Consider the following 14,553-nt stretch of genomic DNA (forward strand, 5'->3'; position numbering starts at 1 on the left):
ACGATGAGGATGACACGTCGCACGCTGCTGATCGGCGCCGGGGTCGGCGCCATGAGTGTGCTTCTCGCGTCCTGCACGCCAGAGCCCACGCCAACGCGCACCCCGACCCGTACGCCGACGGATCCGCCTCCGACGTTCGACGGACCGGCGCCGACGCATTCGATGCGCAGCGCGTGGTCGACGGATCCGTTCTCCCGCGGTGGTGCGAGCTTCACGCCGGTCGGCGCGCAGCCGAGCCTGCGCGCCGCGCTCGCGGAGCCGATCGAACAGCGCGTGTTCTTCGCCGGCGAGGCCGTCGACACCGAGTACCCGGGCACGATGCGCGGCGCCATCCGATCCGGTGAACGAGCGGCGACGGCTCTGCGCACGCGCGCGGCGGCCGGTGAGCGCATCGCCGTCGTCGGAGCAGGGCTCGCCGGCGCCGTGGCCGCAGGTCAGCTGACCGCAGAGGGCGCCGAAGTGACCGTCTTCGAGGCCCGTGACCGGCTCGGCGGACGCGTCGACTCGCGCGTCGACGAGGTCTGGCCCATTCCGGTCCAGCTCGGTGGCTGGCTCCTGGGCGTCGACGACACCGATCTGCGTGAGCGCTTCGCCGGTGATGACACCCGGTTGCTGGATCTGGTGGACGCCGAATGGCGCTCGCGCGACGGTGCGGTCGAAGCGGTCGACGAGGCGGTTCTGACCGGAGCGCTCGAGTCCGCGCAGGCTCAGGCGATGGATGTCTCCGTCGCCGAAGCGCTCACCGAGAACGGTGCGGATCCCGAGGAGCCCGCGCTGGCTGCGCTGCTCGCGGCCGTGACCGCGGCATCCGGTGGCGACCCCGACGTCCTGTCATCCTGGTTCCCGCCCGCGCTTCCGCCGGAGAGCTATGCGGCTCCGTCTGCTGATCTGACGATCTTCATCGAGACGCTGCTGCAGGGGCTCGAGGTGAGCCTGTCGTCTCCGGTGTCGCGCGTCGCCTACGACGACACCGGCGTCAGCCTGCAGCTGGGAACGGGCGAGTCGTTGTCGTTCGATCGTGTGGTGCTCACCGTGCCGCTCGGTGTGCTCAAACACGGTGGGCTCGAGTTCTCACCCGCACTCCCGTTCACGCATCGCGGGGCGATCGCCGACCTCGGTGTCGGTGCGATCGAGACGATCTGGCTGCGCTTCGACGAGGCGTTCTGGGAGACCGAAGCGGCGCTGTGGCATGTCGTCGGAGGTGACGGCGTCATCCGCACCTGGTTCAACCTCCGACCAGCCACCGGAGAGCCGGTGCTCGTCGGCCTCGTCGGAGGCAAAGCCGCCGGGAAGTTCGCTGAACTCGGCGATCAGGAAGCCGTCGTCGCGGCACTCGTGTCGTTGGCGCCGTTCATGCCCTCGGACGACGAACCGTAGCGGACGGGCTCCTTCACCGATCGGCGTCGGGCGAGAGGCGCCCAGGGGCTCGGCATCCGGCTCACTCCGACGACAGCCGTCGCGACCAGCGCGAAGATCGCCAGCGCGAGCGCGCATGTCACGACGAACTCGAGCGGTCCTGAGACCTGTCGAGGGTCGAGGAAGTAGTACGGATACCAGCCGATCGACGGGCCGCGCCACAGCGTGACGAGGCCCCACAGGATCGGGAACGCGAGGGATCCGGGCACGACCAGCCAGGTGACCCGACGATGCCCGGGAGTGATACCCCAGGCCAGTGCCGTGCAGGCGGGAAGCCAGAAATGCAGCAACTGGTCCGACCAGGGCACGTCGATGCGGATGCCCCGCAGCCCCGCCTGCCACACGATCAGGGCGAAGGCGAGCCCGGCCGTGATCGTCCAGGTGAGGACGAGCGCGAGCGCGATCGTGAACCATCGCGGATCGTTCTCGCGGCGCAGGGCGAGCACGCCGCCGACCGCCAGCAGGGCGACCAGTGCGCAGTTCGACTGCACGGTGAGGTAGGCGAAGAAATTGTCGCCCGCGACGGTGTTGGAGCTCAGCCCCCAGAACAGGCGATGGGTCAGAGCGCCCAGGCAGACGGCGGCGGTGAGCAGGCGCAGCGCACCGAAGATCGTCCGCCACCTCACGCTCGCTCCGCCTCCTCTCCCACGCGGTCCCCGCGTCATCTGGCGAGTCTACGGAGCGCAGGTGTGTGCGCGGTGGCCGACGGGTGGAGCGTCGGTCGGTCGAGAATGACTTGGTGACACGAGTAACACGCCGACGTCACGCCGGAGCATCGCCGTACGAGGTTGGTAGCGTTGCCACGCCCAAAGATGGGATATCGCCAAGACGGAGGTGTCGTGGAAACGGTAGGAATCGGTGTCGTCGGGTTCTGGCATGTGCATGCCAACGACTACGCCAGGGAAGCGCTCAGGCATTCCCGGACTCGGCTGGTCGCGGGTTGGGACCAGGATGAGACGATCGCGCGCGAAGGTGCGGAGGTGCTCGGCATCGAGCTGGAGCGTGATCTGGACGCATTGCTCGCGCGGCCCGACGTCGACGCGGTCACGATCACGACCGCGACCTCCGACCACACGGATGTGATCCGTCGTGCGATCGCGGCAGGCAAGCACGTGTTCACCGAGAAGCTGCTGGCGCCCACGGTCGCCGAGTGCGAGGCGCTCGTGCGGGAGGCGGAAGCGGCCGGGGTGCAGCTCGTGGTCTCCCTGCCGCGACTCAGCGAGGCGACCACCGTCGCCGTGCGTGATCTCATCGAGTCCGGTGATCTCGGAACCGTCACGTATGCACGTGTGCGCCTGGCGCACGACGGCTGGCTCGCCGGTTGGCTGCCCGAACGATTCGCCGACCCTGCCACGGCCATCGGCGGAGTCTTCGCCGACCTCGGATGCCATCCTGCCTACTTGATCCAGCATTTCTTGGGAACCCGACCGGCGACGATCAGCGCCACATACGGCGCGGTGACAGGGCGCGATGTCGAAGACAACGCGGTCGTCGTCTCCCGGTATCCGAACGGTGCCGTCGGCGTCGCCGAGGCGAGCTTCGTCACTCGGCCCGGAGCATTCGCATTCGAGGTGCGGGGGACCGAGGCATCCGTGCTGTTCGGCTTCGGCAGCGATGTCCTCACCGCGACGGGAGGCAGATTCGGCGACGAGGGGTGGGTCGAGGTCGAACTCCCGGACGCACCGCTCCAGCCGTTCGACCTGTGGATCGACGCCATCGAAGCAGGAGCGGACGCCTCCGCCAACCGTGCCGCCGCGATCGAGCTGACCAGGCTCGTCGTGGCGGCGAACGCGTCTGCGCACTCGCGGCAGACGATCGACTTCCAGGCTTGACCAGAAACGGGAAAAGGGACATGACCGACAAGATCCGAATCGGACTCATCGGTGCCGGCGGCATCGCAGGTGCGCACGTGGAGGGCTACCTCCGCAACACCGACAAGGTGGTGTTCGCCGCCGTCGCCGATCCGGTGCGCGCGAACGCGGAGGCGCGCCGTGGCGAGGACACGAGTGTGCAGATCTTCGACGACTACCGCACCATGATCGCGGAAGCGGAACTCGACGCCGTCGACATCTGCCTGCCGCACCACCTTCACGCCGAGGCGATCATCGCAGCGGCGGAGGCGGGTCTGCACGTCCTGTGCGAGAAGCCCCTGTGCATGACGATGGATGAGGCGGCCGCCATCGCCGAGGTGGCCGACCGCACGGGTGTCACCATCATGTGCGCGCACAATCAGCTCTTCCTTCCGACCGTCGCCGAAGCCAAGCGCCTCATCGAGGACGGAGCATTCGGGCGGGTCTACGAGGTGCGCACCACCGACAGCTTCCACAACGGATTCACCCCGGAGAGCATGGGCTGGCGCGCGCACGCCTCCACGGCAGGTGGCGGCGAGCTGATCGACACGGGCTACCACCCGGTCTATCTCCTCCAGCACCTCGCCGGGGCGGTCCCGACCGAGGTCACCGCGATGCTCTCGCGACACCGGCTGGAGTTCATGGAGGGCGAGGACTCCGCCCAGGTGCTGGTCCGTTACGACAACGGCGTCGTCGGCGTCGTCACGACGAGCTGGGCGTACGACGCCGCACCGGGCACCGAGAAGTTCTCGCTGGTCGGCGAGCTCGGCTCGATGTCCTCCGACGGCGTGACGCTGACGTACCGCCTGCGCGGGCAGGACCCCGTAACCATCTCGTTCGAGGGCGTGCACGACATCGCCGCCGAGGTGTCGCACTTCGCCGAATGCCTCATCGAAGGCAAGCGTCCGCTGCACACGCACGTCGAGGGCATCGACGTGCTGGGCGTCATCCTCGCGGCGTACGAATCGGATCGGACGCGCGCGTTCGCGCCGGTGCAGCGCATCACCGCGGCATCCGCCGTCGTCTGACGCGCAGAGCCTCGCCGATCGAGCGCTGGGAAGCCGGCCACCGTGCCGCGCTTCCCGGCGCTCGCTCGTTCGCGCGGAAGGAGCCTCGGTCGTGAACCCGACGACCTCGACCGTCGGCCCTCTGATCTTCCAGTCCGGTACGGATGCCGTGGGCATCCACTGTCAGCAGGGGCCGAGAGACCTCGTTCCCGCATCTGATCTGATTGAAGGCATCCTGAACTGGTGGGCGACGTCGCAGTCTGACGCCGACCCCGCCGCCCGCCGCGCCGAGAAACCATCTCCTGCGCGAGAAGCCGATCGTGACGTGCTGTCTCGCGCGCCGGGTGGGTTCCCGGCAGCGGCCGCCGTCAGGGATGCCGCGGCAGCAGCCCTTCGACCAGGGCGTCGACGATGGCATCCGTCGACGTCTCAGGGTCGATCGACGAGGTGAGTCGATCGAGCAGGAGACCGTCGATCGCGTAGTGGAACAGGGCGATCTCGCGCGCCCCGCCAGGCAAACCGGCTGCTTCGTTGAACGCGACATCGGCGGCGAAGCCGGCACGCAGCCACGACGAGACGGTGTCGGCGAGGTCGGGGCGCCGTGCCGACTCGAGCCGCAGCTCGAACAGCGCGAGCGTGACCTCGCGCTCGGTCGACAGGCGCCGCACGATGTCGCGGAGATACTCAGCGAACAGCTCGCGACTCGGTTCCTGCGCCGCTCGGCGCTCCAGATCCTCCGGCGTCGGAGCGAGGCGCGCACCGATGCGCTCGAACAGCCCGGCGATCAGGGCCTCACGGCTTCGGAAGTAGTTCGATGCCGTGCCGATCGGAACACCGGCGCGCTCATCGATCGCCCGGTGGGTGAGACCGCGCGAGCCTTCGCTCGCCAGGACGGCGATGCCGGCATCCGCCAGCGCGTTGCGACGCGTTTCGTTCTTCGCCATGGAAGCAGACTAGCGCAACCACTGCAGCTGTTGTAGTCTCTAACCACTGCACCTGTCGTGATTGGAGCTCTTATGCGCGAACTGACTTACTACGTGGCCGTCACCCTCGACGGCTTCATCGCCGGACCGAATGGCGAGTTCGACTTCCTCCTCGCGGAGGGCGATCACCGGGACGCGATCAACGCCCGGTTCAACCAGACCATCCCCACACAGATCAACGAGGCCCTCGGCATCCCCACCGACGGCGAACTGTTCGACACCGTCCTTATGGGCTGGAACACGTACGCGGTCGGGCTGCCGAGCATGCCCAGCCCGTACCGGCATCTTCGGCAGGTCGTCTTCACGAGCCGCGCACCGGAGCCGGTAGACGGGGTCGAGTTCACCGACCGCGATCCCGTCGACGTCGTGCGCGAGCTCAAGTCGGAGGAGGGCAAGGGCATCTGGCTGTGCGGCGGGGGTGCGCTCGCCGCGGCCCTGGCCGACGAGATCGACCGCCTCGTGCTGAAGATCAACCCGGTGCTGATCGGCGACGGCATCCCGCTGTTCGGCCGCCGCGGCTATGCGCCCGAAGCGCTCGCGCGCACGGACACGACCGCCTTCGAATCCGGCGTCGTCCTCGCCGAGTACGCGCGCGCCTGACGGATCGAGCGTGTCCGGGGTGCGGCGGGTGATCGTGCACCGGACCCGCACCCACCCGGACACGCAGGAGGGGCGGGAAGGCCGCACAGCCTTCCCGCCCCTCCTGCGTCAGAGCACTACTCGCGGGCGAACGCCGCCTGCGCCTCGAGCTCGAGGTCGAGATACTGCTCCTCGCTCACATCGATGCCGACGCCCAGCAGCTTCCCGCCGGTGAACGGGAACGGGTTGGTGTACTGGTGGCTGACCGCGTCCGCGCTGTCGAAGCCGATGCACAGCCCGTCGCCGCACAGCGTGAACTTGCCGATCTGCGCCCGCATCGGACCCTCGGCGACGACCTGATCGTCGACGTAGAGCTTCGCGGTTCCGATCGACTCGCCGTGTTCGCCAGCGCTCTCGCGGATGAACTCGACGCCCAGTGCGTGCGGCCCCGGCGTCAGGACACCCGACGTGAACGTCTGCTCCGGCGGGATGCCGAGGAAGTTGTAGACGTAGTTGAGCTTGCCGTCCTTGATGAACAGCGCGTGCCCGCCGAAGCGCGAACCGTGAGCGAAGATGACGCCCTGGGTGCCCTCTTCGACCACGACGTCGCCGATGATCTTGAACGACCTGCCGCGGACGTTCACCGCCACCGACTCCGGCACCGCGGTGGTGCCGGGGTAGTAGATGTAGCGGTTCCGCGGCGGCTCGGCCTGCGGGCGCTCGATCGTGAGCTGCTCGCGGGCGGGACGGTCATCGAGCGGGTAGACGTTGTTGTCCTTCGCCTCGATCTCGAACGCCTCGATGAGCTCGGCGAGCTTCTCCGGATGCTCGGCCGCGAGGTTCTTCGACTCCGAGCGGTCGGCGTCCACGTGGTACAGCTCCCACTGGTCCTCGTCGAAGCGGCCGTGCCCGGTCAGCGGCGCGTGGATCGTCGACGCCTTCCAGCCGTCCTTCCAGATGCCCCGGGTGCCGAGCATCGAGTAGTACTGCACGTGCTTGTCCGTGGGACCATCGGGCGCCGCGTCGAACGAGGACCGCATCGAGACGCCGGGCAGGGGGCGCTGCTCGACCCCGCGGAAGACCTCGGGGAACTCGATGCCGATCACGTCGAGGATCGTCGAGACGACGTCGACGGAGTGGTGGTACTGGTGACGGACCTCGCCCTTGGCCTTGATGCCGGCCGGCCAGTGGATGATCATCGGGTCGCACGTGCCGCCCGAGAACTGCGAGTAGCGCTTGAACATCTTGAACGGGGTCGAGAACGCCGCAGCCCACCCCGTGGGGTAGTGGTTGTACGTCTCGTTCGAGCCGAGTTCGTCGATCTTGTCCAGGTTCTCCTGCAGATCGTCGGGGAACCCGTTGAAGAACTTGTTCTCGTTGACCGAGCCGTCCGGGCTGCCCTCACCGGAGGCGCCGTTGTCCGCGCAGTAGAAGATCAGCGTGTTCTCGAGCTGTCCTGATTCCTCCAGGTAGTCGATGACGCGCCCGATCTCGGTGTCGGTGTACTCGCTGAAGGCCGCGAAGACCTCGGCCATGCGGCTGAACAGGCGCTTCTCGTCATCCGAGAGCGAGTCCCACGGCTTGACGTGGTCGGCCGCGTTCGCCTGGTCCTCCGGCATCGGGTTGAACTCGGTCAGCGTCGTGCCCTCGGGGAGGATGCCGCGCTCGATCATGCGCGCGAGGACCCAGGTGCGGTAGGCGTCGTAACCGTCGTCGAAGAGGCCCTTGTACTTGGCGATGTACTCGTCGGGGGCCTGGTGGGGGGCGTGGTTGGCGCCGGGGTTGTACCAGGTGAACCAGGGCTTCGACGGGTTCGAGGACTTCTGATCCCGGATCATCCGGATGGCCTGATCGGCGAGGTCCTTCGAGAGGTGGTAGCCCTCTTCCGGGGTGTACGGCGCCTCGATGAAGCGGTTGTCCTCGACCAGGTCGGGGTACCACTGGTTGGTCTCGCCGCCGAGGAATCCGTAGAACCGGTCGAAGCCCATGGCGAGCGGCCACTGCGACTTGCTGCCGCCGGAGGAGATGTCCTCCTCAGGCACGTTGTGGTTCTTGCCCACCCAGAACGTCGAGTAGCCGTTGTCCTGCAGGACCTGCCCGATGGTCGCGCACTCGGCCGGGATGCGTCCGGAGTAGCCGGGGAAGCCGTTCGTGCCCTCCATGATCACGCCCATGCCGTTGGCGTGGTGGTTGCGACCGGTGAGGAACGTCGAGCGCGTCGAGGAGCAGATCGAGGTCGTGTGCCACTGCGTGTACGTGAGACCGTTCTCGGCCAGGCGGTCCAGCGTCGGCATGTTGATGCGCCCGCCGTACGGCGACCAGGAGGCCATGCCCGTGTCGTCGTACAGGATCACGAGGATGTTGGGCGCGCCCTCGGGCGCCTTCGGCAGCTCGTAGGGGCTCCAGTCGGGCACCGAGTCCCGCACATCGACCGCGATCTTGCCCGCGAATTCCTTGGACATGCTTTCCCTCCGTTCGGGAGCGCGGATGCTTCCGCGCACGTACGATCCAAACGCTACCTGTGGCGCTCCGGCCGGGCCAGAGGTTCACCCGGAACGGGCTAGGAACAAATCGGAACCGCGCCGCCGTCGCGGCGCGCGGATACGGTGGGAGCGTGACGACACACGATCAGGTCCTCCTCGACGGCGGAACGTTCCTCATGGGATCCGAAGAGTTCTACCCCGACGAGCGCCCGGTGCACGAGCGCACGGTCGCTTCGTTCCGCATCGACCGCTACGAGGTGACGAACGCGCAGTACGCCGCGTTCGTCGACGACACCGGTTACGTCACCGTCGCCGAACGCGAGCTGGATCCCGCCAAGTTCCAGGGCGCGGATCCGGCTGATCTGGTTCCCGGCTCGATGGTGTTCACCCCGACGGCCGGACCCGTCGACCTGCGCAACTGGCGCAACTGGTGGCGGTGGCAGCCCGGCGCGTTCTGGCGTCGACCGTTCGGCCCCGACTCGTCCATCGAGGACCGCCTGCAGCATCCCGTCGTGCACATCGCCTTCGAGGACGCGACGGCGTACGCCGACTGGGCGGGGCTGCGTCTGCCCACCGAGGCGGAGCACGAATTCGCCGCGCGTGGCGGCCTCGAAGCTCAGCGCTTCGCGTGGGGCGACGAGCCCTACCCGGACGGCGTCGCGCAGGCGAACTCGTGGCTCGGCCGGTTCCCGTACGACAATCAGGGCGTGGGGGATGCCGCGCCGGTCGGCTCGTATCCCGCGAACGGGTACGGACTGTACGACCTGATCGGCAACGTCTGGGAGTGGACGAGCGACTACTACACGCCGCGGCACCTGCGGCTGTCGGACAAGCCGGTGGATGCCGGCAAGCGCGCGAATCTGCTCGCCGCCGCGAGCGCGCTGAAGGAGTTCCCGGAGATCCCCCGGCGCGTGCTCAAGGGCGGGTCTCAGCTGTGCTCGCCCGAGTACTGCCTGCGCTTCCGTCCCGCCGCGCGGTCACCGCAGGCGGAGGACACCGGCATGTCGCACATCGGCTTCCGCTGCGCGAGCGACGCCTGAGCCTCAGGCATCCGCCGGGAAGACCTGCGACCAGTCGTCGCGGACGCTGATGACCGTGAGATCCTCTGCCGCGAGCGCCCGCTCGGCGCCCTTGTCGTAGGGGACGTCGCCGCGGTCGGTGTCGTCGTCGTGATGCACGAGCAGCGCGAGGCTCCGCGGGCTGCCCTGCGCGTAGCGCAGCATGGGCAGGTCGCCGTTCGAGTTGCCGGCGGCGAGGATCGGGCGCCGTCCGGTGCGCATCCAGATGCGGACCGGCTTCTCGGGGCCGTCGTCGAAGTACGCGAGCTTGGGGGCGTAGCGTACGACGTTCGCCTCCTCGTCGTAGGTGAGACCGAGTCCCGTTCCGATCACCCGTTCGGCGGGGATGCCGTAGTTCGCCACCGTCATCGGACGCATGAAATCGCGCTCGCCGCCCGAGACGATGTACGTCGTGAAGCCGTTCTCGTCGAGGTAGCGCACGAGTTCGACCATCGGCTGGTAGACGGTGAGCGAATACGGCGTGCCGAGGGAGAGGTGGCGCGCGTCGCGGTAGAACTCTGCGACCGATGCGGCGTATTCGTCGACGCTGCGTCCTGCCGAGTTGCCGGCGACCGCCGCGATGAGCACACCGAGGTCGGCATCGTCTCCGGCGTAGTGCTTGTCCACGGCGGCGGCCAACCAGCCGAGATCTCCGGAGACCGCTGCCTTGTACGGCTGCTTCTCGGCGAGCGACGGGTCGGCCTCGGCGGCCTTCTTCCATTCGCCGAGCAGGTAATGCAGCTGCGTCACCATCGGCTTCTCGGTCCACAGCGTCCCGTCGTTGTCGAAGACGGCGACGCGCGCCTCGGGGGCGACGTAGTCGGCGCCGCCCTCCGCGGTCACAGCCGCCACGAAGTCGACGATCGCGTCGCGTGTCGCGGTGCTTCGCCACGAAGGCAGGATGTCGGTCATGCGCTTTCCTCTCAGCGGGGCGCGCGGGATGCCGCGGTCAGCCCGTCTTCGACCGAATCGTGTGTTCGGCCGTCCTTCTCGAGTCCCGCGTACCAGGGCATCCGGCGCGCGATCGTCGCCGAGTGCTCCGGCAAGCGGGCCAGGTGCAGTTCGATGCCGAGCTGGGAGAGCTCGCGGTCGAGGTCCTCGAGGGCGTCCAGCACGGTGACCGTCACGACGTCGAGCCGGTGCACGTCGAGCACGACGGCCGTCGCATCGGCGCTCTGCGTGGCGAGCGAGACGATGGCGCGCTCGTTCTGCAGCGCATTGCCGGTGTACAGACCCTGCCCGAGATGGATCGTCACCGCTGATCCGCGCCGGTCGATGACGCGCAGCCGCGGGATGTTGACCTCGCGGAGCACGAGGATGAGCGTCAGCACCACGCCGACGGCGACGGCTGCGAGGAGGCCCGCCGACAGCCCGATGAGCGCGACGGCGAGTGCGATCCAGAAGTCGCGGGGGCTGATCCGCGCCCAGCGGATCAGTTCGGGGACGTCGATGAGCCCCGCGACCGCGACGAACACCATCGCCGCGAGGGTGGCCTCCGGCAGCAGGCTCAGCACGGGTCCGAGGAACAGTGCGACCAGCACCGCGAGGGCGACCGTGACGATCGACGACAGCTGCGTCTTCGCGCCGGCGGCCTGATTGACCGCACTCTGCGAGAACCCGCCCGCGGCCGGCATGGCGGTGAAGAACCCGCCGAACACGTTGGCCGCACCGGTCGCGAACAGCTCCCGGTTGCTGTCGATCGGCGGCTCCGTCGCCCGCCGGATGCCGCGGGCCACCGCGGCGGACTCCAGGAACGCCATCACGGCGATCGCCAGAGCGCCGGGTGCGAGGTCCGCGACGAGCGCGAGGTCGGGCAGTCGCGGAACGGGGAACCCCGACGGCACCGGATCGATGAGCGCGACACCGAGCGAGGTCAGCCCCGTGAAAGCCGCGAGCAGGATGCCGGCGGCGACGACGATCAGGGTGCCGGGGACGCGCGGGGCGAATCGCTGGAGCACGACGAGCACGACGATCGATCCCGCCGAGAGCGCGACGGTCGGCCCGTTCACGCTGTCGAGGGAGTCCGCGACCGCGATCAGGGATCGGACGAAGCCCTCACCGGCGACGCTGCCCGACTCGCCGAGCAGCTTGGGGAGCTGACCGACGGCGACCGTCGCGCCGACACCGATCTTGATGCCCAGGACCGTCGCCGCGCTGATGTTCTCCACCAGCGACCCGAGGTTGAGCAGGCGGGCGACGAGGAGCACGATCCCCACGAGGAGTGTGAGCGTCACGAGGGCGCCGAGCGCGGCATCCGGATCCTCGGCGCTCGCCGCCACCCCGGCGGTGACGAGCGTCGTGGCCGTGAGCGTCGCGATCGTCGACGTCGTCGAGACGCTCATGGCCTGGCTGCGGCCGAGGAACGCGTACACCAGCATCGGGACGATGCACGTGTACAGCCCGACCTGCACAGGGAGGTTCGCGATCGTCGCGTACGCCATCGCCTGCGGGACCACCACCGCCCCGGCGGACAAACCCCCGACGACGTCCCGCGTCAGCCATTCGCGGCGGTACCCGGCCAGCGTCGGCAGCAGCGTGCGCGGCGCGGGGCGAGCGGGGGCGGACGAGGTCACACCCGCGAATCTACCGGGGCGGCGACGAAATGCGGGAGACTGCTCACGTGAACTCCCTTCTCCTCGCCAACCTCGGGTGGGTCGCCAGCGCGATCATCGTGCTCATCATCAACATCGCCGCGCTCGTCATCATCCCGAAGGGACGCAAGCCCACGGCCGCCATGTCCTGGCTGCTGCTGATCTTCCTCCTGCCGATCGTCGGCCTGGTGATCTTCCTGCTGATCGGCGGCGTCAAGCTGCCGAAGAAGCGACGGGCCGAGCAGGCGCGAATCGACGGCATCATCCGCGACCGGGTCGCCTCCGGCGACCTGCGGGTCGACAGCTCCGACTGGCCGACCTGGTTCACCCGCGTCACGGCGCAGAACACGGAGCTGACCAGCTTTCCGCCGGTCGGCGGCAACACCGCCGAGCTCATCGACGATTACGAAGCATCCGTCCAGGCGATGGCAGCGGCCATCGACACCGCCGAGTCGTACGTGCACGTCGAGTTCTACATCGTCAGCTGGGACGAGACGACGAAGGTGTTCTTCACCGCCATGGAGAACGCCGTCGCCCGCGGTGTCACGGTGCGGCTGCTGGCCGACCACATCGCCTCGCGCAAGGTCGCGAAGGCCGACGAGACCTTCGCCGAGCTCGACCGCATCGGGGTGCTGTGGAACTGGATGCTTCCGGTGCAGCCCCTCAAGGGCAAGTACCAGCGTCCTGACCTGCGCAATCACCGCAAGCTCGTGGTCGTCGACGGGCGCGTCGCGTTCGTCGGCTCGCAGAACCTCATCGACCGCACCTACAACTCGCCGAAGAACATCAGCCGCGGCCTCAAATGGCAGGAGCTCGTGTCGCGGGTCACCGGTCCCGCCGTGACCGAGATCGATGCCGTGTTCCTCTCCGACTGGCTGATCGAGACCGGTGAGCAGCTCGACGAGATCGTCCCGGCATCCGAGGTCGCCGCATCGACGGCGCCGGATGCGCTCGTGTGCCAGCTCGTGCCGAGCGGTCCCGGCTACGAGACCGAGAACAACCTGCGACTGTTCCTCTCGCTCATCCACGGCGCGACCGAGCAGGTCATCATCACGAGCCCGTACTTCGTCCCCGACGAGGCGATGGTCTACGCGATCACGATCGCCCGGCAGCGCGGGCTCGAGGTGCAGCTGTTCGTCTCCGAGCTCGGCGACCAGGGCATGGTCTACCACGCGCAGCGGTCGTACTACGAGGCGCTGCTCGAGGCCGGCGTGCGGATCTTCCTGTATCCCGCGCCGTTCATCCTGCACTCCAAGCACTTCTCGATCGACGACGACATCGCCGTGATCGGGTCGAGCAACATGGACATCCGCTCGTTCACGCTGAACATGGAGATCTCCATGCTGGTCCGCGGAGAGTCGTTCGTCGCGCAGATGCGCGAGGTCGAGCAGGCCTACCGCGATGCCGGCCGAGAGCTCACGCTGGAGGAGTGGCGTCGCGAGCCCGCGAAGTCCACGTTCCTGGACGGCGTCTTCCGGCTCACCTCCGCGCTGAACTGACCGGCATCAGGCAGGGGGCAGCCGCAGCACATCGCCCGCTTCGCCGGAGGTCAGATCGTCGGAGATCCGGATGCTGCGGGCGAGGTCGTCCAGCGCGGGCAGCAGCGTGCCGAACCGCTCGCGGTCGCTGCAGATCACGTTGAGCGTGACCAGGTGCGTGCCCGTGTCCCAGGTGTACGTGGCGAACGGCGGCGAATCCGGCGACGGCGGGATGGCCATCACGAGCTTCTCGCCCACGCCGAGCGGCGTCGCGAACGTCTCGGTGTCGTCGTACTCGATCGGCATGTTCGCCCTGGCCATGCGCACCTGGGGGGTGAGCTCCTGCGTGGTCGCGAGGGCGACGACCAGCTCGGGGTCGGCCTTCCACGTCCACGCGAGGACCCGGCCGTCCGCCTTGCGCATCGCGATCGGCGCCGCCTGGCTCATCAGCCACGCGCCGAAGCGCGAACCCGGTCGCGCTTCGGCGCCAGCGGCCAGATTGGCCTGCCCGAGCAGCATCCGCAGGGCGGCCTTGCGGTGGCGGCGCCCCTTCCATCCGAACGAGTCGGTGACGGGGATCCACAGGGCGGGGTCGGCGGATGCTGTCAGGCGCATGGCTCCACGCTAGGGGAACGCGCTGGGATCCTGTTGTGCGCGGGCCTTGTGCCGCCCTGGCCGGCGGAGCACGATGGGCGACATGGCGACCGTGGCCGATGTGCGTGAGATCGCGATGTCGCTTCCCGGTGTCGCAGAGCGCAGTGGTGGGCGCACCGGCGAAGCGGCGTGGCGCGTGCGCAGCGGTCAGATCGCGTGGCTGCGCGGCCCGACGCAGGCGGATCTGCGCTCGCTGGACGGCCTCGGTCGCTCCTGGCCGGATGGCGTCGTGCTCGGCGTGCGCGTCGCGGATCTGCAGGAGAAGGAGGCGCTGCTCGCCGCCGAGCCGGACGTCCTCTTCACGATCCCGCATTTCGATGGCTATCCGGCGGTGCTGGTGCGGCTCGACGGCATCGCCCGTGACCGGCTGCAGGAGCTGATCTGCGACGCGTGGCTGGTACGGGCACCCGCCCGCGAGCGGAAGGCGTGGCTGACCGAACGCGGGCTCGAGTGA

At 68.6% G+C, this 14,553-nt stretch carries 13 protein-coding genes; 7 read left to right on the plus strand and 6 right to left on the minus strand.

What is annotated here, in order from left to right:
* The first annotated feature begins 3 nt into the window (after nucleotides 1-3).
* The gene (locus ACFCYE_RS03105) at nucleotides 4-1,377 is read left to right on the plus strand and encodes an FAD-dependent oxidoreductase (RefSeq protein ID WP_376176153.1); all 1,374 of its coding nucleotides are present in this window, start codon (nucleotides 4-6) and stop codon (nucleotides 1,375-1,377) included.
* On the opposite strand, the gene ACFCYE_RS03110 is transcribed toward ACFCYE_RS03105, so the two are convergent.
* The gene (locus ACFCYE_RS03110) at nucleotides 1,311-2,042 is read right to left on the minus strand and encodes a Pr6Pr family membrane protein (protein ID WP_376176154.1); all 732 of its coding nucleotides are present in this window, start codon (nucleotides 2,040-2,042) and stop codon (nucleotides 1,311-1,313) included. The genes ACFCYE_RS03105 and ACFCYE_RS03110 overlap by 67 nt on opposite strands.
* 213 nt (nucleotides 2,043-2,255) lie before the next feature.
* Between ACFCYE_RS03110 and ACFCYE_RS03115 the strand changes: the two genes are divergently transcribed.
* Nucleotides 2,256-3,248, plus strand: coding sequence for a Gfo/Idh/MocA family protein (locus ACFCYE_RS03115; protein WP_376176156.1), 993 nt, complete (start codon nucleotides 2,256-2,258; stop codon nucleotides 3,246-3,248).
* Between the two features lie 20 nt (nucleotides 3,249-3,268).
* Nucleotides 3,269-4,294: a Gfo/Idh/MocA family protein gene (locus tag ACFCYE_RS03120; protein ID WP_376176159.1), complete on the plus strand. Its 1,026-nt coding sequence runs from the start codon at nucleotides 3,269-3,271 to the stop codon at nucleotides 4,292-4,294.
* A gap of 347 nt (nucleotides 4,295-4,641) precedes the next feature.
* Here ACFCYE_RS03120 and ACFCYE_RS03125 read toward each other — a convergent pair whose 3' ends face one another.
* The gene (locus tag ACFCYE_RS03125; protein WP_376176161.1) at nucleotides 4,642-5,217 is read right to left on the minus strand and encodes a TetR/AcrR family transcriptional regulator; all 576 of its coding nucleotides are present in this window, start codon (nucleotides 5,215-5,217) and stop codon (nucleotides 4,642-4,644) included.
* Nucleotides 5,218-5,289: 72 nt separating this feature from the next.
* Between ACFCYE_RS03125 and ACFCYE_RS03130 the strand changes: the two genes are divergently transcribed.
* Nucleotides 5,290-5,856: a dihydrofolate reductase family protein gene (locus ACFCYE_RS03130; RefSeq protein ID WP_376176164.1), complete on the plus strand. Its 567-nt coding sequence runs from the start codon at nucleotides 5,290-5,292 to the stop codon at nucleotides 5,854-5,856.
* Nucleotides 5,857-5,972: 116 nt separating this feature from the next.
* Here the strand turns inward: ACFCYE_RS03130 and ACFCYE_RS03135 are convergent, their stop codons facing one another.
* Entirely contained in the window at nucleotides 5,973-8,297 is a 2,325-nt protein-coding gene (locus ACFCYE_RS03135) for an arylsulfatase (protein ID WP_376176166.1), read from the minus strand.
* A gap of 197 nt (nucleotides 8,298-8,494) precedes the next feature.
* Here ACFCYE_RS03135 and ACFCYE_RS03140 point away from each other — a divergent pair, with 197 nt between their 5' ends.
* Nucleotides 8,495-9,358 carry a formylglycine-generating enzyme family protein gene (locus ACFCYE_RS03140; RefSeq protein ID WP_376177125.1) on the plus strand — a complete coding sequence of 288 codons (864 nt, stop codon included), beginning with the start codon at nucleotides 8,495-8,497 and terminating at the stop codon, nucleotides 9,356-9,358.
* Nucleotides 9,359-9,361: 3 nt separating this feature from the next.
* Here the strand turns inward: ACFCYE_RS03140 and ACFCYE_RS03145 are convergent, their stop codons facing one another.
* Nucleotides 9,362-10,288, minus strand: a complete 927-nt coding sequence (locus tag ACFCYE_RS03145) for an HAD family hydrolase (RefSeq protein ID WP_376176169.1) — start codon at nucleotides 10,286-10,288, stop codon at nucleotides 9,362-9,364.
* A gap of 11 nt (nucleotides 10,289-10,299) precedes the next feature.
* Nucleotides 10,300-11,949 carry a SulP family inorganic anion transporter gene (locus ACFCYE_RS03150; RefSeq protein ID WP_376176171.1) on the minus strand — a complete coding sequence of 550 codons (1,650 nt, stop codon included), beginning with the start codon at nucleotides 11,947-11,949 and terminating at the stop codon, nucleotides 10,300-10,302.
* Between the two features lie 47 nt (nucleotides 11,950-11,996).
* Here ACFCYE_RS03150 and cls point away from each other — a divergent pair, with 47 nt between their 5' ends.
* Nucleotides 11,997-13,466: a cardiolipin synthase gene (cls, locus tag ACFCYE_RS03155; protein WP_376176174.1), complete on the plus strand. Its 1,470-nt coding sequence runs from the start codon at nucleotides 11,997-11,999 to the stop codon at nucleotides 13,464-13,466.
* A gap of 6 nt (nucleotides 13,467-13,472) precedes the next feature.
* Here the strand turns inward: cls and ACFCYE_RS03160 are convergent, their stop codons facing one another.
* The gene (locus ACFCYE_RS03160) at nucleotides 13,473-14,060 is read right to left on the minus strand and encodes a hypothetical protein (RefSeq protein ID WP_376176175.1); all 588 of its coding nucleotides are present in this window, start codon (nucleotides 14,058-14,060) and stop codon (nucleotides 13,473-13,475) included.
* Nucleotides 14,061-14,142: 82 nt separating this feature from the next.
* On the opposite strand from ACFCYE_RS03160, the gene ACFCYE_RS03165 reads away from it, so the two are divergent.
* Complete coding sequence (locus ACFCYE_RS03165; RefSeq protein WP_376176177.1) at nucleotides 14,143-14,553, plus strand: MmcQ/YjbR family DNA-binding protein; 411 nt, start codon at nucleotides 14,143-14,145, stop codon at nucleotides 14,551-14,553.

Source organism: Microbacterium sp. NPDC056234 (assembly GCF_042267585.1).
In the GTDB taxonomy this organism is placed as follows: Bacteria; Actinomycetota; Actinomycetes; order Actinomycetales; family Microbacteriaceae; genus Microbacterium.

Bases quoted from the DNA above. Each gene is read 5' to 3' on its own strand.
- ACFCYE_RS03125 (WP_376176161.1), bottom strand. From the start codon at position 5,217: ATGGCGAAGAACGAAACGCGTCGCAACGCGCTGGCGGATGCCGGCATC.
- ACFCYE_RS03105 (WP_376176153.1), top strand. From the start codon at position 4: ATGAGGATGACACGTCGCACGCTGCTGATCGGCGCCGGGGTCGGCGCC.
- ACFCYE_RS03145 (WP_376176169.1), bottom strand. From the start codon at position 10,288: ATGACCGACATCCTGCCTTCGTGGCGAAGCACCGCGACACGCGACGCG.
- ACFCYE_RS03130 (WP_376176164.1), top strand. From the start codon at position 5,290: ATGCGCGAACTGACTTACTACGTGGCCGTCACCCTCGACGGCTTCATC.
- ACFCYE_RS03160 (WP_376176175.1), bottom strand. From the start codon at position 14,060: ATGCGCCTGACAGCATCCGCCGACCCCGCCCTGTGGATCCCCGTCACC.
- ACFCYE_RS03165 (WP_376176177.1), top strand. From the start codon at position 14,143: ATGGCGACCGTGGCCGATGTGCGTGAGATCGCGATGTCGCTTCCCGGT.
- ACFCYE_RS03140 (WP_376177125.1), top strand. From the start codon at position 8,495: ATGGGATCCGAAGAGTTCTACCCCGACGAGCGCCCGGTGCACGAGCGC.
- ACFCYE_RS03120 (WP_376176159.1), top strand. From the start codon at position 3,269: ATGACCGACAAGATCCGAATCGGACTCATCGGTGCCGGCGGCATCGCA.
- ACFCYE_RS03135 (WP_376176166.1), bottom strand. From the start codon at position 8,297: ATGTCCAAGGAATTCGCGGGCAAGATCGCGGTCGATGTGCGGGACTCG.